The sequence below is a fragment of the Nonomuraea sp. NPDC054003 genome (assembly GCF_055585125.1).
In genome coordinates this window covers 907381-931088 of the sequence record NZ_JBVJKR010000001.1, presented here as the reverse complement: position 1 = coordinate 931088, position 23708 = coordinate 907381, and the positions used below count along the sequence as shown (strand labels likewise).

General features: G+C 71.9%; 24 protein-coding genes. 9 read left to right on the top strand and 15 right to left on the bottom strand.

Annotation, left to right across the window (positions count from 1 at the left end; translation table 11 throughout):
* Positions 1–47: 47 nt before the first annotated feature.
* Positions 48–950, bottom strand: coding sequence for a polyprenyl synthetase family protein (locus tag ACZ6YG_RS03945; protein ID WP_364232456.1), 903 nt, complete (start codon positions 948–950; stop codon positions 48–50).
* Positions 951–1195: 245 nt separating this feature from the next.
* Between ACZ6YG_RS03945 and ACZ6YG_RS03940 the strand changes: the two genes are divergently transcribed.
* From ACZ6YG_RS03940 to ACZ6YG_RS03910, 7 genes are all read left to right on the top strand, one after another.
* Entirely contained in the window at positions 1196–2554 is a 1359-nt protein-coding gene (locus ACZ6YG_RS03940; protein ID WP_466017144.1) for a cytochrome P450, read from the top strand.
* Positions 2551–3417: a terpene synthase family protein gene (locus ACZ6YG_RS03935; protein ID WP_466017143.1), complete on the top strand. Its 867-nt coding sequence runs from the start codon at positions 2551–2553 to the stop codon at positions 3415–3417. The genes ACZ6YG_RS03940 and ACZ6YG_RS03935 overlap by 4 nt, the downstream gene beginning before the upstream one ends.
* Positions 3414–4931 carry a prenyltransferase/squalene oxidase repeat-containing protein gene (locus tag ACZ6YG_RS03930; protein WP_466017142.1) on the top strand — a complete coding sequence of 506 codons (1518 nt, stop codon included), beginning with the start codon at positions 3414–3416 and terminating at the stop codon, positions 4929–4931. The genes ACZ6YG_RS03935 and ACZ6YG_RS03930 overlap by 4 nt, the downstream gene beginning before the upstream one ends.
* A gap of 135 nt (positions 4932–5066) precedes the next feature.
* Entirely contained in the window at positions 5067–7415 is a 2349-nt protein-coding gene (locus ACZ6YG_RS03925) for a sensor histidine kinase (protein WP_148030607.1), read from the top strand.
* The gene (locus ACZ6YG_RS03920) at positions 7412–7831 is read left to right on the top strand and encodes a roadblock/LC7 domain-containing protein (RefSeq protein ID WP_148030606.1); all 420 of its coding nucleotides are present in this window, start codon (positions 7412–7414) and stop codon (positions 7829–7831) included. Before ACZ6YG_RS03925 ends, ACZ6YG_RS03920 begins: the two co-directional genes overlap by 4 nt.
* The gene (locus ACZ6YG_RS03915) at positions 7828–8205 is read left to right on the top strand and encodes a DUF742 domain-containing protein (RefSeq protein WP_148030605.1); all 378 of its coding nucleotides are present in this window, start codon (positions 7828–7830) and stop codon (positions 8203–8205) included. The genes ACZ6YG_RS03920 and ACZ6YG_RS03915 overlap by 4 nt, the downstream gene beginning before the upstream one ends.
* Complete coding sequence (locus ACZ6YG_RS03910) at positions 8186–8770, top strand: GTP-binding protein (protein ID WP_148030604.1); 585 nt, start codon at positions 8186–8188, stop codon at positions 8768–8770. The genes ACZ6YG_RS03915 and ACZ6YG_RS03910 overlap by 20 nt, the downstream gene beginning before the upstream one ends.
* A gap of 58 nt (positions 8771–8828) precedes the next feature.
* Here the strand turns inward: ACZ6YG_RS03910 and ACZ6YG_RS03905 are convergent, their stop codons facing one another.
* From ACZ6YG_RS03905 to ACZ6YG_RS03895, 3 genes are all read right to left on the bottom strand, one after another.
* Complete coding sequence (locus ACZ6YG_RS03905; protein WP_148030603.1) at positions 8829–10448, bottom strand: solute symporter family protein; 1620 nt, start codon at positions 10446–10448, stop codon at positions 8829–8831.
* Positions 10445–10774: a DUF485 domain-containing protein gene (locus ACZ6YG_RS03900; protein ID WP_261808443.1), complete on the bottom strand. Its 330-nt coding sequence runs from the start codon at positions 10772–10774 to the stop codon at positions 10445–10447. Before ACZ6YG_RS03900 ends, ACZ6YG_RS03905 begins: the two co-directional genes overlap by 4 nt.
* A 214-nt stretch (positions 10775–10988) precedes the next feature.
* The gene (locus ACZ6YG_RS03895) at positions 10989–12149 is read right to left on the bottom strand and encodes a trans-sulfuration enzyme family protein (RefSeq protein ID WP_466017141.1); all 1161 of its coding nucleotides are present in this window, start codon (positions 12147–12149) and stop codon (positions 10989–10991) included.
* A gap of 11 nt (positions 12150–12160) precedes the next feature.
* Here ACZ6YG_RS03895 and ACZ6YG_RS03890 point away from each other — a divergent pair, with 11 nt between their 5' ends.
* Positions 12161–13150 carry a LacI family DNA-binding transcriptional regulator gene (locus tag ACZ6YG_RS03890; RefSeq protein ID WP_466017140.1) on the top strand — a complete coding sequence of 330 codons (990 nt, stop codon included), beginning with the start codon at positions 12161–12163 and terminating at the stop codon, positions 13148–13150.
* On the opposite strand, the gene ACZ6YG_RS03885 is transcribed toward ACZ6YG_RS03890, so the two are convergent.
* The 4 genes from ACZ6YG_RS03885 to ACZ6YG_RS03870 form a co-directional block, all read right to left on the bottom strand.
* Positions 13147–14160: an SseB family protein gene (locus ACZ6YG_RS03885; protein WP_466017139.1), complete on the bottom strand. Its 1014-nt coding sequence runs from the start codon at positions 14158–14160 to the stop codon at positions 13147–13149. The two genes, ACZ6YG_RS03890 and ACZ6YG_RS03885, sit on opposite strands and share 4 nt — an antisense overlap.
* Positions 14153–15799 carry a hypothetical protein gene (locus tag ACZ6YG_RS03880; protein WP_466017138.1) on the bottom strand — a complete coding sequence of 549 codons (1647 nt, stop codon included), beginning with the start codon at positions 15797–15799 and terminating at the stop codon, positions 14153–14155. The genes ACZ6YG_RS03885 and ACZ6YG_RS03880 overlap by 8 nt, the downstream gene beginning before the upstream one ends.
* A gap of 64 nt (positions 15800–15863) precedes the next feature.
* On the bottom strand, positions 15864–16298 hold the full coding sequence (locus tag ACZ6YG_RS03875; RefSeq protein WP_397197474.1) for a GNAT family N-acetyltransferase: 435 nt from the start codon (positions 16296–16298) through the stop codon (positions 15864–15866).
* Between the two features lie 38 nt (positions 16299–16336).
* Positions 16337–17824 carry a sodium/solute symporter gene (locus ACZ6YG_RS03870; protein ID WP_148030599.1) on the bottom strand — a complete coding sequence of 496 codons (1488 nt, stop codon included), beginning with the start codon at positions 17822–17824 and terminating at the stop codon, positions 16337–16339.
* Positions 17825–17913: 89 nt separating this feature from the next.
* Between ACZ6YG_RS03870 and ACZ6YG_RS03865 the strand changes: the two genes are divergently transcribed.
* Positions 17914–18675: an RNA-guided endonuclease InsQ/TnpB family protein gene (locus tag ACZ6YG_RS03865; RefSeq protein ID WP_466017137.1), complete on the top strand. Its 762-nt coding sequence runs from the start codon at positions 17914–17916 to the stop codon at positions 18673–18675.
* A gap of 39 nt (positions 18676–18714) precedes the next feature.
* Here the strand turns inward: ACZ6YG_RS03865 and ACZ6YG_RS03860 are convergent, their stop codons facing one another.
* From ACZ6YG_RS03860 to ACZ6YG_RS03830, 7 genes are read right to left on the bottom strand one after another with little or no spacing between them, the layout of a single operon-like run.
* The gene (locus tag ACZ6YG_RS03860) at positions 18715–19095 is read right to left on the bottom strand and encodes a hypothetical protein (protein WP_219545426.1); all 381 of its coding nucleotides are present in this window, start codon (positions 19093–19095) and stop codon (positions 18715–18717) included.
* Positions 19096–19152: 57 nt separating this feature from the next.
* Positions 19153–19902, bottom strand: a complete 750-nt coding sequence (locus ACZ6YG_RS03855) for a LytR/AlgR family response regulator transcription factor (RefSeq protein WP_148030597.1) — start codon at positions 19900–19902, stop codon at positions 19153–19155.
* Between the two features lie 33 nt (positions 19903–19935).
* Positions 19936–21114 carry a sensor histidine kinase gene (locus ACZ6YG_RS03850; protein WP_148030596.1) on the bottom strand — a complete coding sequence of 393 codons (1179 nt, stop codon included), beginning with the start codon at positions 21112–21114 and terminating at the stop codon, positions 19936–19938.
* A 3-nt stretch (positions 21115–21117) separates the two neighbouring features.
* Positions 21118–21531 carry an HIT family protein gene (locus ACZ6YG_RS03845; RefSeq protein WP_148030595.1) on the bottom strand — a complete coding sequence of 138 codons (414 nt, stop codon included), beginning with the start codon at positions 21529–21531 and terminating at the stop codon, positions 21118–21120.
* A 50-nt stretch (positions 21532–21581) separates the two neighbouring features.
* Entirely contained in the window at positions 21582–22517 is a 936-nt protein-coding gene (locus ACZ6YG_RS03840; protein ID WP_466017136.1) for a YihY/virulence factor BrkB family protein, read from the bottom strand.
* Position 22518: 1 nt separating this feature from the next.
* Positions 22519–23295: a DUF3618 domain-containing protein gene (locus ACZ6YG_RS03835; RefSeq protein ID WP_148030593.1), complete on the bottom strand. Its 777-nt coding sequence runs from the start codon at positions 23293–23295 to the stop codon at positions 22519–22521.
* Positions 23292–23672: a phage holin family protein gene (locus tag ACZ6YG_RS03830; protein WP_148030592.1), complete on the bottom strand. Its 381-nt coding sequence runs from the start codon at positions 23670–23672 to the stop codon at positions 23292–23294. Before ACZ6YG_RS03830 ends, ACZ6YG_RS03835 begins: the two co-directional genes overlap by 4 nt.
* Positions 23673–23708 lie beyond the last annotated feature (36 nt).

Genomic DNA, 23708 nt, shown 5'->3' with positions numbered 1-23708 from the left:
CACGCGCCCGGCCGATGAGGTCCTGTCGAGGGCGGGGGTCGGCCGGGTCAGTGGATGCGGTCGGCGAGGGAGACGCACAGGGCGCGGAGGTCGGCGGCGCCGGGGAGGCAGTCGTCCACGGTGGCCAGGGCTGACGACAGGTAGCGGTCCGCCAGGGCCTCGGCCTCGGCGCGGCCGCCGGCCTCCTCGACGAGGCCGGCGGCGCGCCGTACCGAGTGCTCGTCGGCGGCGCCCGCGTGGAGGAGGGCGGCGAGGTCGTGGGCGGCGGCGCCGTCGGTGGCGAGGGCCGCGAGCACCGGGTAGGTCTTCTTGCCGCGGCGCAGGTCGCTGTCGGCGGGTTTGCCGGTGACGCCGGGGTCGCCCCAGATGCCGAGGATGTCGTCCACGAGCTGGAAGGCGACGCCGAGCTCGCGGCCCATCTCCCACAGGCGCGGGGCCAGGTCCGCCCGGCCGCCCAGGATGACGCCGGTGGCCGCGGCGGCGCCGAGCAGGCCGCCGGTCTTGCCGAGGGTCATCTCGGTGTACTCGTCTGCGGTCACCGCGCCGGGGCCGCGCCACGGGCGGTCCTCGAAGGCCATGTCGGCGGTCTGGCCCTGGACCAGCTCGACGAGGGCCCGCGACAGGTAGTTCATGGCCTCGCCGGAACCGGCGAGCTGGGCGACGGCGAGCGCCAGGAGGGCGTCGCCGGCCAGCAGGGCGGGGCCGGTGCCGTACGCCTTCCACAGGGCCGGGCGGTGCCTGCGCCGCTCGTCGAGATCGATGATGTCGTCGTGCACCAGCGAGAACGCGTGCACCAGCTCGACCGCGACCGCCGCGGGCACCGCCGACTCGGCGGGCGCGCCGGCGGCTTCGGCGCAGAGCAGGGCGATGGCCGGGCGCACGCCCTTGCCGCTGTTGCCCTCGTACGGCCTGCCGTCGGCGTCGGACCAGCCGAGCGTGAACGCGGCCATCCTGGCGCTCCAGGGATGCAACGAGGACACCGCCTCACGCAGGGCGGGCTCGAAGAGACTCCGGCAACGCGCTATCGCCGCGTCGCTCCCCGGCGTGCCAGGATCCCCGAGATCCACTGGTGCTCCTTCTGCCTCGATCTTGAATGTACCGCCAAGATCATGTGATACTCCATCCTAGATTTGGCTTTTGTGGGCAAATGTCCGTCCCGGTGGGGACGGGGTGCTGTGGGCTTGGAGGCACGACTGTGGCGACCGGCGCCGCACCGACCAGAACCGTTCCCTTTCTCACCAGACTCACCAAGCACCACCGGATCCCGGTCAACGCCCTCGAAGAGGCATCGGTGCAGGCCGGAGGCGAGCTCGTCCGGCTCCACATGGGCCCGTTCCGCCCCTATCTGGTGACCCACCCCGACCACGTCCAGCACGTGCTGACCCAGAACCAGACCAACTTCGTCCGTGAGGGCATGTTCTGGGACCCGCTGGCGCCGCTGCTCGGCGAGGGCATCCTGTCGGACGGCGAGACCTGGGCGGAGAGCCGCCGGATCCTGCAGCCGCTCTTCACGGCCAGGTACGTCAACTCGCTGGCCGAGCAGATGGCCGTGATCATCAACGAGCTGATCGAGGAGACGATCGTCCCCGGGCGGCCGATGGACATCTCCCGCGGCGTCTCGGCGATCGTGCACCCGACGATCGTCCGGCTGTTCTTCGGCTCGAAGATCTCCACGGCGGACATCGCCCGGCTGGTGCCGGCCTACGACGTCGCCGTCACCGCCAAGGCCGTGCGCCTGGTGATGCCGTTCGTGCCCGAAGGCATGCCGATGCCCGGCGACCGGGCGTTCCGGCGCGCGATCAAGGACATCGACGCGGTGGTGTACCCCCGCATCCGCGAGGCCAGGGCACGGGCGCGGGAGGGCCTGGACCAGGACAGCACCGACGTCGTCGCGCGCCTGGTCAGCGCCCGCGAGGACGTCCCCGGTGAGGAGGGCGACCGGCGGATCAGGGACGACCTGGTGGCCATGCACGGAGCCTCCACCGAGACCTCGGCCACGGCGCTGACCTGGGTCTGGCCGGTCCTCGACGCCTACCCGGGGATCGCCGCGAAGGTGTACGAGGAGATCGACCGAGTGGTGGGCGGCGACCCGGTCAGCACCAGTCACCTGCCGCACATGCCGTACCTGAGGATGTTCGTCAACGAGCTGCTGCGGCTCTACCCGCCGGGCTGGATCCTGCCGCGCAAGGCCGTGGAGGCGGACGTGGTCGGCGGGGTCGAGGTCGAGGCCGGGTCCACCATGCTGCTCAGCCCGTACCTGACGCACCGGATGCCGGACTTCTGGGAGTCGCCGACGGTGTTCGACCCGGAGCGGTTCGCGCCGGGATGGGAGGCTGGGCGGCACCGGTACGCCTACTGGCCGTTCGGCGCGGGGCCGCACGTGTGCCTGGGACAGCACTTGTTCCAGATGGAGGCGCCGCTGCTGATCGCCGGGATCCTGCGCAAGTACCGGCCGGTGGTGCACGTCGACCGCCCGGTGACCCCGCGGCTGGCCTCCTCGCTGCGGCCCCCGCCCGGGCTGACGATGACCCTCGTGCCGGCGGGCCGGCCATGAACGATCCCGGCGCGCTGTTCGCCACCGGGCGGACGTGCGCGCTCGCGGTGGCGGGCGGGCGCGACCTCGAACGGCACGCGGCGCGCTACGAGGGCCTGTTCCCCCGCGAGTCCTTCGACTCCGGTCTCTTCGGCTCGCTGGCGATGGCCGGCGCGTTCGGCTCGCCGTGGGCGAGCCCGGCCTCGCTGCGCGTCGTCAACCGGACGTCGCTGCTGGTGTTCGCCGTGGACCGGCTGTTCGACGAGGAGGCGGCCGCACGGGACGACGTGGCGGCGCTGACCAGGACCTGCCTGGCCGCCGCGGACGGGTTCCCGGCCGCTTCGCCCGTCGCCCGCTTCGTGGGGGACCTGCGGGCCGAGCTGGGTACCGTGGCCGCCTTCGCCGCGCTGGAGCCGGCCTGGCGCGAGCGGCTGGAGCTCATGGTCGCCGCGATGGCCCGCGAGTGGGAGTGGAGCAGGGGCGGCGGCAGGCCCTCCCCCGAGGAGTACCTGTCGAACGCCGACAGCAGCGGCGCCCTGTTCATCGCGGTCTCGCACTGGATCTACACCGGCGAGGTCACGACCCCGGAGGACCTGGCGGAGCTGCGGGCGGCGGGCGAGACCGTGCAGCGCTACCTGCGGCTGCTCAACGACCTGGCCACGCACCGCAGGGAGTCGGCGTCCGGTGACGTCAACGCGCTCACCCTCGGCATGACGGCGGACGAGGTGAGCACGCGGATGGCGGAGCTGGCGCGAGAGGCCGCCGAGCTGATCGGGCCGCTGCGCGACAGCCGCCCGCGGGCCGCGGACCACCTCTGGTGGCAGATCCACTACAGCGCCGGCTTCTACGGGCTGTCCGACTTCTGGGCTTCGGGGGCGGCGTGAGCACCGACATCACCCGGCGTGCCGCCGAGCTGGTCGCGGGCCTCATGGTGACGCCGTGGGGCCAGGTCTCCCCTTCGGTGTACGAGACGGGGCGGCTGGTCACGCTGGCCCCCTGGCTCGGCGGTCATGCGGAGCGGATCGCGTTCCTGCTGGCCGAGCAGGGTGCGGACGGCTCGTGGGGCCCGCCCGGCGGGTACCAGCTCGTACCGACGCTGAGCGCCACGGAGGCGCTGATGAGCGCGGCGCGCGACGGCGACCGCGAGGTGCTCCTGCCGGCCGCGAAGGCGGGGCTGGAGGCGCTGCGGCGCATGCTCGCGCAGCCGCCCGAGCTGCCGGACACGCCGGCCATCGACCTGATCGTGCCGTCGCTGGTGGCGCTCATCGACGGGCACGGGTACGGCGAGCCGCTGCCGCATCCGCCCGGGATGGACGGATCCCGGCTCGAACTGGTCAAGCGCCTGCTGGAGTCCGGCGCCCAGCCGCCGCAGAAGGTGCTGCACGTGCTGGAGGCGGCGGTGCCGCAGCGGGCGGACGGCGTGCTGCCCACGTCGATCGGCACGGTCGGCGCCTCGCCGGCGGCGACGGCCGCGTGGCTGGGCGGTTCCGCGCCGGCCGACTCGTCCGACTCCGCCAGGCACCACCTGGAGGCGGTGGCCAAGCGGTTCGGCGGGCCGGTCCCGGTCGGGCTGCCGATCACCGTGTTCGAGCGCGGATGGGTGCTGAGCTGGCTGGCCAGGGCGGGCGTGCCGGTGGAGGCCCCGCCGGAGATGATCGCCGACCTGCGGGCGGCGATCGGCCCGCAGGGCACGCCGGCGGGCGCCGGCCTGCCCGCCGACGCCGACACGACCAGCGTCGCCCTCTACGCGCTGGCCCTGCTCGGCGTGCCGTCCGATCCCGAGTCGCTGCTGCTGTTCGACACGGGCACGCACTTCTGCACCTGGCAGGGCGAGGACGGCTTCTCGCCCAGCGTCAACGCCCACGTGCTGGACGCGTTCGGCCAGTACGTGCGGGCCAGGCCCGCCGCGGCCGAGCGGTACGGGCCGGTGATGGCGCGGGTGGCCGGCTGGCTGGCCGGGCTCCAGCGGCCCGACGGGAGCTGGGACGACCGGTGGCACGCCTCCCCCTACTACGCGACGCTGGGCTGCGCGCTGGCGCTGGGCGAGTTCGGCGGGCCGGAGCACGCCGGCGCGGTGCTGCGGGCGCGGGAGTGGGTGCTGGCCAGCCAGCGGGACGACGGGTCGTGGGGGCGGTGGGCGGGCGTGCCGGAGGAGACCGCCTACGCCGTGCAGACCTTGCTGCTGTCAGGACCGGAGCCGGACGAGCGGTGCAAGCGGGCAGCAGGGCGTGGATACGACTATCTTCTCCAGGTGGTCGATTTACCGCATTTCACACCATTGTGGCATGACAAGGACCTTTACTCGCCGACAGCGATCGTGCGAGCCGCGGTCCTGGCGGCCTTACACGTCGTGGAGACCCGCATGCAATACGAATTTAACCCGAAAAACAGGACATAGCGTCTCATTCGCGCCGTTTTGTGTTGAGGCAGCAATAGTACATTGCTAGGGTGACCCGAGTGTCAGATTCCTGGTTTGCCCATTTCGCCGCCTTGACAAGGTATGCTTACCGCGCTTTTCCGACGGGTGGGCCCGATGCGCTTCCGTAACGCCAGCGTCCGCTCGAAGGTCACGGCGCTGATCGTGTCGCTCATCCTGCTGTGGGCGTTCGCCGCCTGGGTCACGCTGCGGGAGGGCGTCAACCTGCTCGGGGCCGCCACCGTCGACTCGCAGGTGGTCGAGCCGAGCGAGCCACTGCTCGTCGAGCTGCAGCGCGAGCGCCGCCAGACGATCGCCCGCATCGGCGCGGGGTCCAGGGGCGCCGACAAGGCGCTGCGCGACCAGCGCGCGCGCACGGACGCCGCGCGCGCCGAGTTCGCCGCCTCCATCGACAGCACCGCCGTGTCACTGGCCGCCGAGGACTCCCTGATGGAGCGCATCGCGGACGTGCGAGCCGAGCTGGCCAAGCTTGACCAGGGCAGGAAGTCGATCGACTCCGGCCGGGCCGGTGGCGCGCAGGCCGCCGCCGCCCCGTACAACAACGTGATCGACTCCCTCTACCAGATGTACGACTCGGTGGCGGCGTTCGACGACAAGGAGATCGCCAAGGACGGACGGACCCTTTCGCAGATCCACCTCTCCCGCGAGTGGCTGGCGCGCGGGGACGCGCTCATGGCGGGCGTCTTCGCCAGGGGCGGGTTCACCCCGGACGAGCACGCCGAGTTCATCACCACCGCGGGCGTCTTCCGCCACACGCTGTCCACGGCCATGTCCCAGCTCCCGGACGAGGACTGGACGGCCTTCGACCGGTGGATGAAGAGCGACCCCGCCACCCGGGTGCAGGCGATGGAGCAGCGGCTCATCCAGCACGACCCCCGCGTCGGGCCGCTGCCGGTGGACGCCGAGGAGTGGCGCAAGGCGACCGAGTCGACGCTGGCCGACATGCAGCGGGTGACGCTCGCGGCCGGTGACCGGCTGGCGGAGCGCATCGTGCCCATCGCCGTCGGCGTCGTCGTCCGGCTCCTCCTGGCCGGCGGCCTCGGCCTGGTGGCGGTCATCGCCTCGATCGTGCTGTCGATCACCACGACCAGGCAGCTGCTCGCCCAGCTCAGGAAGCTGCGCGACGCCGCGCACGAGCTGTCGGACGAGCGGCTGCCGCGCGTGGTCGAGCGCATCGGCCACGGCGAGGTGGTGGACGTCTCGAAGGAGGTGCCCGACCTCGACTTCGGCGACAACGAGATCGGCCAGGTGGGCCAGGCGTTCAACGCCGTGCAGCACACGGCGATCAGCGTCGCCGCCGAGCAGGCCGAGCTGCGCCGCAGCATCCGCGACATCCTGCTCAGCCTGGCCCGCAGGACGCAGGGCCTGGTGCACCGCCAGCTCACCGTGCTGGACGTGATGGAGCGGCGCGAGACCGACCCGGAGGAGCTGAAGGAGCTGTTCCGGCTGGACCACCTGGCCATCCGGATGCGCCGCAACGCGGAGAACCTCATCGTCCTGTCCGGCTCGTCCCCCGCCCGCACCTGGCGGCGCTCCGTGCCGATGCTGAACGTGGTGCGCGGCGCGCTGGCCGAGGTGGAGGACTACACCCGGGTGACGATCCTGCCGCTGGGCGACGTGGTGCTCGTCGGCCGCGCCGTCGGCGACGTCATCCACCTGCTCGCCGAGCTGATCGAGAACGCGGTCTCGTTCTCCCCGCCGTACACGGCGGTGCAGGTCAGCGGGCAGCTCGTGGCCAACGGGTACGTGATCGAGATCGAGGACCGGGGCCTCGGCATGAAGCCGGAGGACCTGGCCTCGGCGAACGAGCGCATCGCCGACCCGCCGGAGTTCCGGATCACGGGCACCGCACGACTGGGCCTGTACGTGGTGAGCCAGCTGGCCAGGAGGCACGACATCCAGGTCAGGCTGAAGGCTTCCCCGTACGGGGGGACGACGGTCGTGGTGCTGCTGCCGCAGGACCTCGTCGAGGTCGACACCGACCCGCATCCGCACGAGGGCGAGGCGTCGCCGGCCCTGCCGCGCAGGGCCGTGGCGGTGGCGGAGCGCGCGCCCGCGACGCACAACGTCCGCCAGCTCAAGGTCGCCGCCGATCCGGCGCGGCCGCAGCCCCTGCCCCAGCCCGTACGCGACCAGCCTCGTCAGGCCCCGAACCAGCAGCCGGCGCCGCGCGCCGTGCCCGCGCGGACCGGCGAGTCCGAGGAGACCGTGGAGCCGAAGCAGCCCGAGTTCACCCCCGGAGGCCTGCCGCTGCGCGTGCCGCAGGCCAACCTGGCCCCCGCCCTGCGCGAGGAGGGGCCGAGCACGCTGGACGACACCGAGGAGGACGATGAGCGTTCGCCGGAGGAGATCCGGGCGATGATGGGATCCCTGCAGTCGGGCACCCGTCTCGGCCGGACCGAGGCCGCCAAGCTGATGGGCGAGCAGCCGGGAGGTGACTCATGAGCCCCGGCACCGACCTCAACTGGCTGCTCGACGACCTGGTCGGGCGGATCGGCGACGTCGAGCACGCGATCGTGCTGTCCTCCGACGGCCTGCTGATGGCCTCCTCGGCCGGGCTGGTACGCACCGACGGCGAACACCTGTCGGCCGTGGCCTCCGGGCTGCAGAGCCTGGCCAAGGGGGTCTCCGAGCACGTGAAGGGCGGCCCGGTCAAGCAGACGGTGGTGGAGTGGAAGTCCCAGTTCCTCATCGTCACCACGGCCGGCGAGCGCGCCTGCCTGGCCGTGCTGTGCGGGCAGCAGGCCGACATCGGCCTCGTCGCCTACGAGATGGCGATGATGGTCGCCCGCGTCGGCCAGTACCTCACCTCGGGGGCGCGGGTCGAGGCCGCGCAGGTCGAGGCGGGGAGGGAACGGTGAGCGCCACCGACGGCCCCACGGACGAGCACTGGATCGACCCGGAGATCATCCGCCCGTACGTGGTGACGCGCGGCCGGACGGCCCCCACGCGGGGCAGGTTCGACCTCATCTCCATGGCGCTCGCGATCGGCCCGCCGCCCGGCCCGGACGCCGGGCTGGACCCGGAGCACCTGTCGATCCTGCGGCTCTGCCGCGAGCCCAAATCCGTGGCGGAGATCGCCGCCCATCTGAACCTGCCCGCGGGCACCATCCGCGTGCTGCTCGGCGACCTGTTCGACAGGGAGCTCGTCTCGGCCCAGGAACCGCAATCCGAGGTGGACATGCATGACGTGAAGATGTACAGGGCGGTGCTCGATGGTCTTCGATCGCTCTGAGCGGCCGCGCCTCCCGCGGGCCATCAAGATTCTCGTGGCCGGCGGCTTCGGCGCGGGCAAGACGACCATGGTGGGCGCGGTGTCCGAGACCCGGCCGCTGCGCACCGAGGAGATCCTCACCGACCGCAGCGTGGGCGTGGACGACCTGTCCAGCGTCGAGGCCAAGCGGACCACGACCGTGGCGATGGACTTCGGCCGCATCACGCTGAACGACGAGTACGTGCTCTACCTGTTCGGCACGCCCGGGCAGGAGCGGTTCTGGTTCGTCTGGGACGAACTGGCGGAGGGGGCGCTGGGCGCGGTCATCCTGGCCGACACCCGGCGGCTGGCCGACTGCTTCCCCTCGGTCGACTACTTCGAGCGGCGCGGCACGCCGTTCGTGGTCGCGGTCAACTGTTTCGAGGGGGCTCCCTCGTACGACCTGCCCGAGGTGCGGCTGGCGCTGCAGCTCAACCCGTCGATCCCGATCGTGATGTGCGACGCGCGCAAGCGCGACTCCAGCCGCGAGGTGCTGATCACGCTGGTGAAGCACTCGGCGCGGCTGCGCGCGGAGCCGGTGGGCTGACCCTCGAGTGACCCCGTGCGAGCGGGCCCGGCCACCCGGCCGGGCCCGCTCGGCGGTTCTAGTGCTTGACGGCCTTCTCCGCGCCGACGCCGGTGAGGGATCGCACCTCGATCTCGGCGTACTTGGCGGCGTTGTACTCCTTGCTCATGATCGTGCCGAGGTAGCCGCACAGGAAGCCGAACGGGATCGAGATGATGCCCGGGTTGCTGAGCGGGAACCAGGCGAAGTCGGCGTCGGGGAGCAGGGCCCTCTCTCCGCCGGAGACGACCGGCGAGAAGACGACCAGCAGCAGGGCGGAGAGGAGACCGCCGTAGATGGCGCTGACCGCGCCCGCCGTGTTGAACCTCTTCCAGAACAGGCTGTAGAGGATCGCCGGCAGGTTGCCCGAGGCCGCCACCGCGAAGGCCAGGGCCACCAGGAAGGCGACGTTCTGGTTCTGCGCGAGGATGCTCAGGCCGATCGCCACGGCGCCGATGACCAGGGCGGAGATCCGCGCCACCACGACCTCCTGCCGCTCGCTGGCCTGGCCGCGCCGGAAGACGTGCGCGTACAGGTCGTGGGCGAAGCTGGAGGAGGAGGCGAGCGTGAGGCCCGCCACCACCGCGAGGATCGTGGCGAAGGCGACCGCGCCGATGAAGGCCAGCAGGATCGTGCCGCCCACCGAGCCGAAGATCTCCTCGCCGATCCGCAGCGCGAGCAGCGGCGCCGCCGTGTTGCCTCCCGGATCCTGAGCGACGATCTCCTCCCGGCCGACGATGGCGGCGGCGCCGAAGCCGAGCACGAGCGTCAGCAGGTAGAAGGTGCCGATGATGCCGATGCCCCACATGACGGACTTGCGGGCGTCCTTGGCGGTCGGGACCGTGTAGAAGCGGATGAGGATGTGCGGCAGGCCGGCGGTGCCGAGCACGAGCGCGAGGCCGAGGCTGATCAGGTCGATCTTGCCGGCCAGGCCCTGCTCCTCGGTGCCGTACCTCAGGCCGGGGCTGAGGAAGCTGTCGGGGTTGGCCCCCGGGCCGCTGGTCGCGGCCGCCTGACCGAGCAGGCCCGACAGGTTGAAGCCGAACTCGGCGAGCACCAGGATGGTCACCAGGGCGGCGCCGGTCATGAGCAGCACGGCCTTGACGATCTGGACCCAGGTGGTGCCCTTCATGCCGCCGAAGACCACGTACACGATCATCAGAGCGCCGACGGCGACGATCGTCCAGACCTTGCCCGCCTCGGAGGTGACGCCGAGCAGCAGGCCGACCAGGGCGCCGGCGCCGACCATCTGGGCCAGCAGGTAGAAGATGCTGACCACGATGGTGGACACGCCGGCGGCGGTGCGGACCGGGCGCGGGCTCATCCGGAAGGCGAGCACGTCGGCCATGGTGAACTTGCCGGAGTTCCGCATCAGCTCGGCCACCAGCAGCAGCGCCACCAGCCACGCCACCAGGAAGCCGATGGAGTACAGGAACCCGTCGTAGCCGAACAGCGCGATGATGCCCGCGATGCCCAGGAAGGAGGCCGCCGACATGTAGTCGCCGCCGATGGCCAGGCCGTTCTGCGCGCCGCTGAAGGACCGGCCGCCCGCGTAGTAGTCGGCGGCCGTCTTGGTCTGGCGGCTGGCCCAGACCGTGATGCCGAGGGTGGCCGCGACGAACGCCAGGAAGAGGATCGTTGAGAGGGTGGTCGAGCTCACTGAGTCTTCTCCTCCACCTCGTGCCGCAGCTTGTCGGCGATGGGGTCGAGCTTCTTCTCCGCATGGCGGGAGTAGGCCCAGGCGATCCAGAAGGTGGACACGAACTGGAGCAGGCCCAGGACCAGCCCGACATTGATGTCACCGAGCAACTTGATCCCCATGAAGCCTCGGGCCCAGCCCGACAGCACCACATACAGCAGGTACCACGCCAGGAACGCCACCGTCATGGGGAACGTCCAACGCCGGAAACGCCGCTTCAGCTCTTGGAATTCAGTGCTCTCCTGCATTTGTTCATAGACGGACGCGTCATGTTCTCTGGTCGTCACGAGACCTCCATTGTGATGAGGATCACGCTCACGGTAAGAGCCCGGAGCGCCCCGCGTGGAGATCTCGCGCGACGCCTGTCGCCGAGCCGCCGACGAGCGGCGTTCAACTGGAGAGCCGTTGCGGTGAATGGTCAATTGAGTACGACGAACGGTAGATCGGCCTTTCACCGTCCCACCGCTCGTCGGCGAGCCGGTACGTTGACGGACAGCGCTGTCAGGCCTTTGCCATCCGCTCCAGTGCGCCGCCCAGGTCCTTGATCAGGGTCTCGGCCGGTTCCAGGCCGACCGAGAGCCGCACCAGCCCTGCCGGGATGCCCATGGTCGCCCGCACGCTCTCCTCGGTGGACAGCGCCGGCGCGTTGACCAGGCTCTCGAAGCCGCCCCACGACACCCCGACGCGGAAGTGGCGCAGCTCGTCCAGGAAGGCGGCGACCTCGTCGCGCTCTTCGGTGGCCAGCTCGAAGCTGAACAGGCTGGAGAAGCCCGACATCTGGCGCAGCGCCAGCCGGTGCCCGGGATGCGAGGGCAGCCCGGGGTGGTTGACCCGGCGCACCGCCGGGTGGCCCTCCAGGAACGCCGCCACCGCCAGCCCGCGCTCCTGGTGCGCGGCCATCCGCACCGGCAGCGTGCGCAGTCCCCTGATGACCTTGGCCGCGTCGTGCGGTGACATGGCGGCGCCGTAGAGCTGGTACTCGGTCAGGGCCAGCGGCCTGACCAGCCGGGACGGGCCCGCCACCACCCCGCCCACCAGGTCGCTGTGGCCGCCCGCGTACTTCGACAGCGAGTGCACCACCAGGTCCACGCCCATGGTCAGCGGCTTCTGGAAGATCGGGGTGGACCAGGTGTTGTCCATCACGGTGACCAGGCCGTGCCCGGCCGCCCAGCGGGTGACGGCGGGGATGTCGAAGATCTCGTACCGCATGTACGAGGGAGACTCGAAGTAGAGTAGGCGGGTGTGGTCCTTGATAGCGCTGTCACACGCGTCGAGATCGACCACATGCGTATGCGTCACGCCGAACTTCTCCAGGTAACGCAGAAACTGGGTGGTCGGCCCGTACACCGCGCCCAGCACCAGCACGTGGTCGCCCGCCGACACCAGCGAGGAGATCGTCGCGGAGATCGCGCCCATGCCGGAGGCGAAACACTTGGCCCGCTCGGCCCGCTCCAGCGCGGCCAGCTTGCGCTGCGCCAGGTCGACGGTGGGGTTGGTGCCGCGCCAGTAGACGTACCGCTCGTCCTCGTTCCTGATCGCCTCGCCCAGCTCAGCCGCGCTGGGGAAGGTGAACAGCGAGTTCTCGAAGATCGGCGGGTTGACCGCGCCCAGCATCCAGGGCTCGTCCTCGCCGAGCCGGCCGCAGATCCATTCATCGTCCATGAGGGGACACTATGACAGCGACCCCGGGCAAACCGACCATGGTGGACGTCGCCCGGCACGCGGGCGTGAGCCTCAAGACCGTCTCCCGGGTCGTCAACCAGGAGCCGCACGTGAGCGCGGCGCTGCGGCAGCGGGTGCGGGCGTCGATCAGCGCGCTCGGCTTCCGGCGCAACGAGGCGGCCAGCCGGCTGGCGCGCGGCGCCACCATGCTGACGCTCGGGCTGATCATGGAGAACATCTCCAACGAGTTCTACTCGCGGCTGGCCAAGGCGGTCGAGGCGGCGGCGGCCGAGCACGAGGCGCTGGTCGTGTTCGGCTCCTACGAGGAGCGGCCGGAGCGCGAGCGCATGCTGGTGGAGTCCATGTACGCGCGGGGCGTGGACTCGCTCATCATCGTCCCCTCCCCCGCCGACCACTCGTGGCTGGCCGGGCATCCGGGCCTGGAGGCGGTGTTCGTGGACCGGCTGCCGCCCGGGCTGGACGGGGCCGACGTGGTGGCGCTGGACGACGTCAGGGGCGGGTTGACGGCGACCGAGCACCTGCTGGCGCGCGGCCACCGCCGGATCGCGCTCATCTCCGACGACGACGGGCTCAGCTCGGTGCACGACCGCGCGACCGGCTACCGCACGGCGCTGGGGGCGGCGCTGGACGAGTCCCTGGTGGTGCACGGCGTGTTCGACCCGTGGCGGGTCTCCCGCGAGGTGGAGCGCCTGCTCGACCTGCCCTCGCCGCCGACGGCGTTCTTCGCCGCGAACAACCGGGCCGCGATCGGCATCCTGCAGGCGCTCCGCGAACGCCCGGAACGCCCCGCGTACGTGGGATTCGATGACTTCGCGCTGGCCGACGTGTTCGACCCCGGCGTGACGGTGGTCCGCTACGACGTCGACCGGCTCGCGCGCGGCGCGGTGGATCTGCTGCTGGACCGCTCGGGTGCGGGCCGCCGGGTCAAGATCCCGGTGGAGCTGGTCGCGCGCGGCTCCGGCGAGATCCCGCCGCCCTAGCCCGGCCCTCCGGCGGCGAAGGCGGTGGCGTACGCGGTGCCGGGGTCGACCAGCACGCCGTAGCCCTCGGGGATGAGGTCGAGCAGGTCCTTTCCGGTGGCCGAGAAGAAGCGCGGCTCCGTCTCGTCCTTGCCTGCCGCCGCGAACGCGGCCAGCGCTTCGGGAAGGGTGAACGCCGGCACCAGCCCGGCCCCCGGCGGCCCGACGGCGACGACGCCGGGGCTCTCGGTGGCCTGGCAGTAGAGGCGGGTGCGCAGGAAGGCTTCGTAGGTGGACCTGCTCACCCGGACCGGCTCCTCGCCCGCCAATGTGGCGATCGAGTTCTCCAGTCGCAGCAGGTAGGCGAGCCAGCCGGAGCCCGCGCCGCCCCTGGAGGCGGCGTTCAGGCCGTCCGTGAGGTCGTCGATCTCCTCCGGGACGAAGCCGGTGACGTGCAGGAACGCCGCCAGGACGTCCTCGGGGGCGCGCCCGGGACGCGGACGCGCCAGCACGGCCACGTCGCGACGGTCCCGCCGCCGACGTTCCACCAGCGCCACCTCGTCCCCGGAGTTGAGGCGCAACGGCAGCCAGAGGCCGCCGTCGTCGGATCGGTGGAAAATGGCATGGAGCCGGTCGCCGACCTGGTGCTCGTCCAGGTGCAACCGGGCGATCTCCCGGCAGTCGCCGAGATCCGGCCACGTGTCCCCCCGCATGACGAGGAACGGCAGCTCCGGCCAGGGTCGCAAGGATTCCATGCGCTCGAGCACGCGGCGCAGGAAATCGCGGACGTCATGCTCGCTACGCGGTACCGGTGGATCCGGCATCAGATCGAGGAGCGGCTCCTCACTGCTCAGCGCCTCCTGGAGCGCCTCGTACAGCTCTTCCCGCCCGAAGCCGCTGAACGGCTCCAGCACCAGCCCTCGGGCCCTCCACTCGACAAGGTCGTCGTCGAGGACCGGCTTGAACTGCACGGTATAGAGCAGGGACCAGACCACGCGGCGCCAGCCCCAAGGCGGCGGGAAATCACCCACTGGTATATCCCTCCTTGCTCACGCCCGTGAAGTCGACTCCGGCACTTCTCAGGCGGTCGATAGCCTGCCGTAGAGCCTCGGGACCTGGGCGGTAGTGGCCGCTATGTCGGGAAATCGCCTTCAGCACTCCATCTTTCACTTCAACGTCTCCTGCTGCCGCCACTTCGCCGCCGCGCAGGAAGCTGGAGTGATGGAATTCGCCTACGACGTGCTTGGAGTTCGCGTACAGGTTCCCATATCGGTCCATCACGAAGATGGCGCGTCCCTTTCCCGAGAAGTGGGCATGCGCTCGGGTGGTGTCGAACGGCCTCCCGTAGACGTCGTAGAGCTTTCCGTCGTGGATCACCAGTCGTCTGCTCGCCAACCCCTTCTCGTCGAGGTAGCGCACGCCGGTGCGCTCCTCCCCCACGTGCTGGCGCCGCATCGGGATGGTTCTCAGGGGCGGGCCGTCGGCGGCGGTCCTGGGCGGGGGGATCGGGGAACCGTCCGGGAGGCGGGGACCGGCCCGCGTGGCCGCGCCGGTGAGTCGGCCCGCGCGGGTGGCGGCCGTGCCGGCCCCGAGCAGGACCTCGGGGATGAGGCGGCCGAACCAGCGGGCCGGGTTCTCCGTCAGCGTCTCCCAGTCGACAGCGGACTTGGCGAACTCCAGCGGGTGCTCGGCCGCGAACTCCCCCGCGTCGTACGCCGCCCGCGCGCGTTCCACCGGGCCTGAGGGGTTCGTGATGAGGCCGCCCAGCGAGTGCTCCCAGCCGAACCGGGCGGCGCCGATGACGGCTTCCGCGGCGCCCTGGGCCAGGGGTACGGCCACGCGCTCCGCGTACTGGTGGGCGAGGCCGCCCGCGGCGGGCACGAGGCCGGCCACCTGGTCGGCCCAGAAGGTGCCGACGCGGGACAGCGTGTCGGTGACCGCGTCGGCCGCCGCGTCACCCACCGTGCCGGTGGCCGCGTCCGTCGCCGGGCCGGTCACCCTGTCCGTCGCCCCGTCCGTCGCCCCGTCCGTCGCCGGGTCGGCCGCCGCGTCGGTCGCCGCGTCGGTCGCCGGGTTGGTCCCAGGGGTGGTCGCCGGGTCGGTGGCCGACCGCGGGGGCGGCTCCGGCTGGGGTGTGGTCTTGAGCAGGTCGGCGCGGCGGCGGCGCAGGTCGGGGCGCTGGTCGGCCAGCCAGGCGCCGGCGCGGACGACGTCCTGGCCGGGCGCGCTGTCGAGGCCGACGCGGACGAGCGTCGCCGCCAGGCTCTGACCGGCCCGCTGCCAGGATTCGGCGACCCCGGCCAGTTCGGCGTCGATGGCCTGCATGAGGTCGGGGTCGCCGCCCACGAAGCCCCCGGGCGGCTCGCGGAGCGGCACGGGCGGGCGGCGCGGGTGCGGGGCGGGCACACGGGACGGGTCGCCGCGTGCGGTGGCGAGGCGTTCGACCTGGCGGAAGGCCCGGGTGAAGGCCTGGCCGACCTCAGTGCACCGGTCCACCAGGCCGGCGTGTAATCGGGCGGCCCTGGGGCCGAGCAGCGCACCGTCGCCGAAGAGCCGGAAAGCCCGGTCGAGCGCGTCGCCCTGCTCCTCGGCCAGGCGGGCGACGGCGCGCAGCGCCCGCGCGGCCTCGTCCGGGGTGGCCATGGCGTACCCCCGCCTGTCGGTGGACAAGCCGAGCGTAGGAGGGCCACGCGACGATCGCCCGGCGATATGCCCGATTTCTATGGGCTTGCCGCTACGGGCTCACGTAGTGGTGGAGCAGCGCCGGCTCACCGGCGGCGTTGATCCAGTCGGCACGGCTGCTGCGCACCCTGCGCCAGCCCGACCGCTCGTAGAACGCGATGGCCGCCTCGCCTTCGGCGGAGACCTCCAGCTTCAGCGGCCCGCGCACGGCGGCACGGACCGAGCCCAGCAGCCCGGCGGCCAGGCCGCGCCCGCGCGCCGCCGGGGTCACGAACAGACGGGTGACCTCACCGTCCCGGGTGAGACCGACGTGGCCCAGCACGGCGCCGGCCTCGGCCGCGATCCAGGCCGACGCCAGATCGGCCGGGCTCAGCCAGCCTCTGGGGTCGTCCGGCCAGTCCACCGGATAGCGGTCGGCGCCATGGACCTGGAAGAGCGCCTCGACACAGGCGTCCAGGTCCGCGGGGTCTCTGGGACGGATCAGCATGCGGGCCAGCCTAGAACCGTCATCCGCGCAGCCTCTCGTCAGGAGGAACGGGGACGCCAGTCGCCGCGGTCGAGGTCGAGGTTCTCCGGGGTGTGCAGGCGGACCATGATCCTGGCCACGCCCCTGGGCACGCGGTGCTGGGTGACGAACGACACCACCACCATGACCAGGAACGCGATCGGCACGGTCCACGCGGCGGGCTGGGCCAGCAGCGCGCCCAGCATCCCGTCGTACGGGCCGCCGGTGATCGTGACGAGCACCGCCAGGCAGGCCAGCCCGCCGCCGGCGAACAGCCCCGCCAGCGCGCCGGTCGTGGACAGTCTTCGCCACCAGATGCCGAGCACCAGCAGCGGGCAGAACGACGAGGCGGCCACCGCGAACGCCAGCCCGACCACGTCGGCCACCGGCAGCGCCCGCGCCCACAGGGCCAGCGCCAGCGGCACCGCGACCGCCATCAGCGTGGCGATCCTGAACGAGCGCACCCCGCCCTTGAGCAGGTCCTGCGCGATCACGCCGGCCACGGAGACGGTCAGCCCCGAGGAGGTGGACAGGAACGCGGCGAACGCTCCGGCGGTGACGAGCGCGGTCAGCAGGTCGCCGAGGGTGCCGCCGATCATCCGGGAGGGCAGCGTCAGCACCACGGTGTCCGTGCGGACCAGGTCGGGCGCGTACAGCCGGCCGAGCCAGCCGTACACGGCCGGCAGCAGGTAGAAGGCGCCGAGCAGCGACAGCACGACGAGCGTGGTGCGGCGGGCGGCCCGGCCGTCGGGGTTGGTGTAGAAGCGGACGAGCACGTGCGGCAGCCCCATCGTGCCCAGGAAGGTGGCCAGGATCAGGGAGTACGTCGAGTACACCCCGTACTCCCTGGGCCCGCCCAGCGGGGTGAGCCAGAGTTCGGTGTCCTCCGCGCTCAGCGGGGGCGCCCCGTCGGCCCGCCAGGCGAGCAGCAGGAACACCACCGGCACGGCCAGCGCGGTCAGCTTGAGCCAGTACTGGAACGCCTGCACGAACGTGATGGACCGCATGCCGCCCGACAGCACGTTGAGCACCACCACGCCGGCGACCAGCAGCCCGCCCGCCCACACCGGCGCCCCGGTGATCGTCCGCAGCACCAGGCCCGCGCTCTGGAACTGCGGCATGAGGTACAGCCAGCCGATGAGCACCACGAGCACGCTGGCGGTGCGCCGTACCATCATGGACTCGAGCCGGGCTTCGGCGAAGTCGGGCAGCGTGTAGGCGCCCGAGCGGCGCAGCGGCGCCGACACCAGCACGAGCAGCACCAGGTAGCCGCCGGTCCAGCCGACCGGCAGCCACAGCATGTCGACGCCGTACGACAGGATGAGCCCGGCGACGCCCAGGAACGACGCCGCCGACAGATACTCGCCGCCGATCGCCGAGGCGTTCCACAGCGGGCTGACGGTGCGGGAGGCGACGTAGAAGTCGGAGGTCGTGCGGGAGACGCGGATGCCGAACGCGCCGATGAGCACGGTCGCCACCACGACGATGAGGACGGCGGCCAGGCTCACTGGATACCTACAGGCTGGAGGCCCCGTCGTTCAGGGCGGGGAGGCGTGGGCGGGGTGAGGGGTTCCGGATCGTCGCCGTCCCTGACGAGGTGAAGTCGTACCGCGTTACCCGCGACCGCGCGGGTCGCTGGCATGTGGCGCTCGCCGCCATCCCCGATCCCGTCCCGGCGCCGGGTACGGGCGAGGTCGTCGGCGTGGACCGGGGTGTGGCCGTGTCGGCCGCTTTGTCCACCGGAGAGATGCTGAACGCTCCCGGGCTGCGCGACACGGAGAAGGCGCGCCTTCGGCGGCTGCTGCGCAAGCTCGCCAGGGCCAGGCGCGGATCGAACCGGCGTGCAGAGGTCAAGGCCGCCATCGCCCGGGTGAAGGCGCGCGAGAGCGACCGGTGCAAGGACTGGGTGGAGAAGGTCAGTACGGGCCTCGCCCGGCGTTTCGACGTAATCGCCGTCGAAGACCTGAAGATCGGTGCCATGGCCCGGTCGGCGCGCGGCACCGTCGTAGCGCCCGGGCGCAATGTCCGGGCCAAGGCTGGGCTGAACCGGTCGATCATGGCCGCCGGATGGGGCGGTCTCGTCCGACGCCTGGAACACAAGGCGCCCGGGCGGGTGGTGAAGGTCAGCCCCGCGTACACGAGCCAGCGGTGCTCGGCGTGCGGGATCGTGGACCGGGAAGCGCGCGAGAGCCAAGCGCGTTACCGGTGCCGATCGTGTGGATACGCCGGCAACGCCGATGTGAACGCGGCCAGGAACATCGCATACGCGGCAGGGCATGCCGTGTCCGCGCGGGAAGGGCCACGGGTTGCCGGGCCGGTGCACCGCGAACCTCAACGCGACCTCCTCCTCGTGGGGTAGTTGCGGTTGGAATCCACGTGCTTCAGCACGGGGAGGATGTCAAGGACGGTCGACCAGGTCGGCGAAGTGGCGCTCGTTGCGCTCGGCCTGGCGCACGTACAGCCAGGCCCCGATGACGAAGGCCGGGTAGATCAGCCCCGCCAGCACGGCCCACGGCAGCGGGATCCCGAGCACGTCGACCTCGGCGAGCTCGGGGATGAGCAGGAACAGCAGCGGCAGCCCGCACACCACGCAGGCCAGCACGGTGCAGACGAACATGGCCAGCCGGAACTGGGTGCGCAGCAGCGAGCGCATGTAGACCTCGCCGAGATCCGTCTGCTCGTCGATCTCCCGGGTCGCCGGGAAGCGGGGTCTGCGCGTGGCGGCGGTGTGGGGGCTGGTGACCGCCACCCGGCGGCCGGGACGGGGTTCAGGGCTCACAGGTCTGACGTCTCCTGGGGCAGTGGCTCAATAGGATCTCCCCTTCCCTGGCGCGGCTCATTCGGGCCTGTGCCGCCGGGCTCGGCGGACGAGGAGGTCGCGCAGCTCACGGGTGTGGCGGCGGCTGACGGGGATCTCGGTGTCTCCGACCCGGACCGTGCACCGGCCGGAGTCGATGTGCAGCTCGACGATGTGCTTGACCGCGACCAGGTGGCTGCGGTGCACGCGGACGAACCCGGCCGCCGCCCACCGCTCCTCCAGCGTGGCCAGCGGGATGCGCACGAGGTGGCTGCCGGTGGCGGTGTGCAGGCGGGCGTAGTCGCCGTGCGCCTCCACGTAGATGACGTCGGCACTGGACACGAACCGGGTCACCCCGCCCAGCTCGACCGGGATCGTGTCGGTCTCGGCGCCGTCGACGGGCACGTCGGCCGAGACCGCGACCCGTCTGATCGCCTCGGCCAGGCGTTCCGGGCGCACGGGTTTGAGCAGGTAGTCCTCGGCCTTGATCTCGAAGGCGTCGACGGCGTGCTCCTCGTACGCGGTCACGAACACCACCCGCGGCGGGTTGGCGAACTGGGACAGCAGCCTGCCCAGCACCACCCCGTCGAGGCCGCGCATCCTGATGTCGAGGAAGACCGCGTCGATCGGCCGGCCTTCGGCGATGGCCCGGTCCAGCAGGCGCAGCGCGGCGGCCCCGTCGCGGGCGGTGGCCACCTCGCCGATCCGTGGGTCGGCGCGGAGCAAGTAGGAGAGATCTTCCAGGGCGGGAAGTTCGTCGTCCACCGCGAGCACCCGAAGTTGCGCCATGTACAGTGATAAAACCGACAACAAAGATCCAGGTCAACGGGCTGAGACGCCTGGGTGATATTTCGGCAACCTGACGTTGACCTTCGTGCCCGCTCCGCGGCCCGTCTCGACGACCAGCCCGTACTCGTCGCCGTACACCTGGCGCAGCCGCAGGTCGACGTTGGCCAGCCCGACGCCGCCCGCCGGCGGGATCTCACCTGCGAGGATGCGCCGCAGCCTGTCGGGGTCCATGCCGAGACCGTCGTCCTCGACGCTGATGCGGCACTCGGCGCCGGCGTCCTCCGCCATGATCGCGATGCGGCCGACGCCGTCCTTGCTCTCCAGGCCGTGCCTGACGGCGTTCTCGACGAGCGGCTGCAGGCACAGGAACGGCACCGCGACCGGCAGCACCTCCGGCGCGATGCGCAGCGTCACCTGGAGCTGGTCGCCGAAGCGGGCACGCTCCAGGATCAGGTAGCGGTCGATGGAGCGCAGTTCCTCGGCGAGCGTGGTGAACTCGCCGTGCCGGCGGAAGGAGTAGCGGGTGAAGTCGGCGAACTCCAGCAGCAGCTCCCTGGCCCGCTCCGGGTCGGTGCGGACGAACGAGGCGATCGTGGTGAGGGAGTTGTAGATGAAGTGCGGGGAGATCTGCGCGCGCAGCGCCCGCACCTCGGCCTCCATCAGCAGCGTGCGGGAGCGGTCGAGCTCGGCCAGCTCCAGCTGGGAGTCGACCCAGCCCGCCACCTCCTGGGCGGCGCGGACCAGCCCGGCGGAGGCGTGCTGGCCGTAGGCGGCGAGCGTGCCGACGACCCGGTCGTCGGTGGTCAGCGGCACCACCACGGCCTGCCTGATCGGGCATTCGAGCAGGTCGCAGGAGATGCTGAGCACCTGCGTGCGACCGTCTCCGAGCGTCGCGCGGGCGTGCTCGAACGCCTCCCCCGCGTGGTGCTCGCCCTCGCCGTCGTACACCAGCAGCCGCTCGCCGTCGGTGATCGCCAGCGCGGGCGAGCCGAGCAGCCGGCGCAGGTGGCGCGAGGCGCGGTCGGCGCCGTCGGCGGTGAGGCCCGCGCGCAGCGGCGGGCCGGCGAGCGAGGCCGTGTGGAGGGTCTCGAACGTGGCGCGCTCGGCCGGGCTGGTGCCGAGCTCGCGCCGGCCGCGCAGGACCCGCCACAGCACGATCGCGGGCACGGCGACGATCGCCGCCACGACCGCGATGCCGACCAGGAGCTCCACGGCTCAGCCCGCGGTGAGCGCGCCGGCGACGCGTCCGGCGTAGTCCTGCGCCTCCTCGGGGGAGGCGTACTTGGTGCGCGGCCAGAAGAAGCCGCGCAGGCCGTCCTTGGGGTTGCGCGGGACGACGTGCACGTGCAGGTGGGGGACGCTCTGGCTGACGCGGTTGTTCATCGCGACGAAGGTGCCGCCCGCGCCCAGGCCCTCCTCGACGGCGCCGGCCATGGCGCGGACCCGGTCGAAGAAGGGGCCGACGTCGGCGAGGTCGGCCAGCGTCTCGATGTGCGCCCGCGGCACGACGAGCACGTGGCCCTTGAAGACCGGGCGGGCGTCGAGGAACGAGACGGCCACCTCGTCCTCGTGGACCAGGGTGGCGGGCCGCTCCCCGGCGATGATCTCGCAGAACAGATCGGTGCTCACCGGCGCACCCTACTCCACGGCCGTCGCCGGGGTCGCCTGTCTCCGCACGGTCACCCGGGCAGCGAATCGGGCTTGGGCGGGTCCCTGGGGACGGCGTACGGCTCCTGCTCCGCGGGCTTCCCCTCGGCCACCCGGCGCTCCCTGATCAGCTCGGCGTCCAGCTCGGCGCCGAACAGCAGCGCCATGTTCGACAGCCACAGCCAGATCAGGAAGACCACGACCGTGGCGAGCGTCCCGTACGTCTTGTTGTAGGAGCCGAAGTTGGCCACGTACACGGCGAAACCGGTCGAGACGATCAGCCACAGGACGACCGCCAGCAGCCCGCCGGGCGTCAGCCAGCGCACCCCGGGCTGGCGCACGTTCGGCGCGGCCCAGTACAGCACCATGATCAGGCCGACCGCGATCAGCGCGAGCACCGGCCACTTGGCCACGTTCCAGACGGTCACCGCGGTCTCGCCCAGGCCGAGCGCCTCACCGGCGACGCGGGACAGGTCGCCGGTCAGCGTGACCGCGACGGCGGCGGCGGCCAGCAGGACCATCAGCATGATCGTGAGGCCGAGCCGGAGCGGGGTGAGCTTGTAGAACGGGCGGCCCTCGTCGATGTCGTAGATCTCGTTGCAGGCCCTGATGAACGCCGCGATGTAACCGGACGAGGACCACAGCGCGACGGCCAGGCCGAGGATCGCCGCCAGGCCCGGCCGGCTCGCCTGCTGGACGCCCTGCAGGCCCTGGGTCAGCAGGTCGCGCACCTCGGCGGGGGCCAGCGTGACCACGTTCCCGAAGAGCGTGCTCGCGTTCTGCTGTCCGAACAGGCCGAGCAGCGACACGAACACGATCAGGGCGGGGAAGATGGACAGCACCGCGTAGTAGGTGAGCGACGCGGCCAGGTCCTGGACGCGGTCGTTCTTGAACTCCACGGCCGTGCGCCTGACGACGCGCCACCAGGACCGGCCCGTCAGTTCGGCGGGGGTCTCGGGGGGTGTCACGTCATAGACCCCGGCGGCGCCGGTCGGCACGGCGGAGGATCAGCGCGACCACCGCGCCGGCGACCGCGAATCCCAGGACCGGCCGCAGGTAGTCGTTGCCGGCGGCGTTCTCCCGTGCCTTGTCCTTCAGTTCGAGTGCCCTGCCGGACATCTCGGCCGCCCTGACCCTGGCGGTCCCGCCCATCTCGGCCGCTCTGGTCTTCGCGGTGCCGCCCATCTCGCCGGCCCTGGCCTTCGCCGTGCCGCTCATCTCGGCCGCCTTGGCCTTGGCGGTGCCGACCATCGCGGCGGCGCGCTCCTTGGCCGACTCGGCCGCCTCGGCCGCCCGGCTCTTGACGTCCACCTTGTGGGCCAGCGCGCTCACGGTCTCGCCGAGTTCGCGGCGGGTCTCCCTGATGCTCTCGCGGACCTGTTCCTCCTCGTCGCCGCTCACGGCGGCCCGGCGCGCGCGGTCGGTGAGCGGCGTCGCGATGGAGCCCCGGTCCTGGTAGGGAGTGGTCGACTCGGGGACCCGCGTGCCGCCGCCGCGCAGCGACTCCTCCTCCACGGCGCGGGAGTGGATCGCCTCCGCGCGGTCGTCCGGCTCCGGCCCCTCGGGGATGAACGTCTCGTGCGGCTCGCGGCGGAGCTCCGCCTCGTGCGCGTTCTCGGCCGCGCCGCCGCGTGTGACGGGCACGTTGATGGATTCGGGGTCCGTCGGGGTGCCGACCGTCGCCCTGCGTGAACCCACGTCGCCCGCGTACTGGTCGTCGGAGTATCCCGGGTTCGTCTCACTCATCGGTGTGCTCCCTCCCTGACCGCGCCGATGTCGGCCTTCACGCTGGCGATCGTCTCCCTGGGAACGGGCGGGGTGGCCTGCTGGACCTGCTTCTTGCCGGCCAGGCCCAGCACCGCCGCGGTCGCGAGCAGCACCACGGCCACGATCGCGGCCGCCAGCCAGGCGGGCATGACGAGCGCGAGCAGCATCACCACGGCCGCCACGAGCACGGCGCCGCCGAAGAGCCCGACGATGCCCGCGGCGCCCACGATGCCGGCGCCGAGGCCGGCGCGCTTGCCCTTGCGCGTGAGTTCGAGCTTGGCCAGCCGGAGCTCGTCCCTGACGAGCCGGGAGACCTGCTCGGACAGATCGCTGACTAGTTTCTGGGTGTCGTTCACGACGTCGCCTCCTCCGTCGAGGAGTGCGCCTACCCA

Bases quoted from the DNA above. Each gene is read 5' to 3' on its own strand.
- ACZ6YG_RS03875 (WP_397197474.1), bottom strand. From the start codon at position 16,298: ATGCTGATCCGTCCCAGAGACCCCGCGGACCTGGACGCCTGTGTCGAG.
- ACZ6YG_RS03925 (WP_148030607.1), top strand. From the start codon at position 5,067: ATGCGCTTCCGTAACGCCAGCGTCCGCTCGAAGGTCACGGCGCTGATC.
- ACZ6YG_RS03890 (WP_466017140.1), top strand. From the start codon at position 12,161: ATGACAGCGACCCCGGGCAAACCGACCATGGTGGACGTCGCCCGGCAC.
- ACZ6YG_RS03945 (WP_364232456.1), bottom strand. From the start codon at position 950: ATGGCCGCGTTCACGCTCGGCTGGTCCGACGCCGACGGCAGGCCGTAC.
- ACZ6YG_RS03910 (WP_148030604.1), top strand. From the start codon at position 8,186: ATGGTCTTCGATCGCTCTGAGCGGCCGCGCCTCCCGCGGGCCATCAAG.
- ACZ6YG_RS03935 (WP_466017143.1), top strand. From the start codon at position 2,551: ATGAACGATCCCGGCGCGCTGTTCGCCACCGGGCGGACGTGCGCGCTC.
- ACZ6YG_RS03895 (WP_466017141.1), bottom strand. From the start codon at position 12,149: ATGGACGATGAATGGATCTGCGGCCGGCTCGGCGAGGACGAGCCCTGG.
- ACZ6YG_RS03835 (WP_148030593.1), bottom strand. From the start codon at position 23,295: ATGAGTGAGACGAACCCGGGATACTCCGACGACCAGTACGCGGGCGAC.
- ACZ6YG_RS03920 (WP_148030606.1), top strand. From the start codon at position 7,412: ATGAGCCCCGGCACCGACCTCAACTGGCTGCTCGACGACCTGGTCGGG.
- ACZ6YG_RS03855 (WP_148030597.1), bottom strand. From the start codon at position 19,902: ATGGCGCAACTTCGGGTGCTCGCGGTGGACGACGAACTTCCCGCCCTG.